Annotated in this window: 1 pseudogene; it reads left to right on the top strand. The window is 82.0% G+C overall.

The window, feature by feature from the left end:
- Positions 1-316: pseudogene (locus Q7A36_RS41245) on the top strand (hypothetical protein); the annotation flags it as partial.

Genomic DNA, 316 nt, shown 5'->3' with positions numbered 1-316 from the left:
GCTGGCTCGAGCGCGGCGGGACGCGCCCGCCACTGCGCGCCGCGCTGGTGCGGCGCTGGGGCGCGGTGGGCGTGCTCCGCGCCCCGCTGCCGCTCACCGGGGCGGCCGCGCTCGGGCCCGACCAGCCCTGGGAGCCGCCGCTCTGGATCCCGGCATTCCTGCGAGCGGTCGCCGCCGAGGCGGGGGCGGCGCTCGACCTGCTGATCGAGATGGAGCGGCGGTGGCTCGCCGCGCGGGCGGCGGTGGCCGCGGGGCGGCGCAGCACCTCGCGCGCGCCCGCGGCGGTCGACCTGCTCGCGGCCGTTCCGCTGGTCTT

Origin of the sequence: Paracraurococcus lichenis, from assembly GCF_030657435.1 — a bacterium.
Taxonomy (GTDB): domain Bacteria; phylum Pseudomonadota; class Alphaproteobacteria; order Acetobacterales; family Acetobacteraceae; genus Paracraurococcus; species Paracraurococcus lichenis.
Note: the sequence above shows the minus strand (reverse complement) of the source record. Positions and strands in the feature narration are given on the sequence as shown.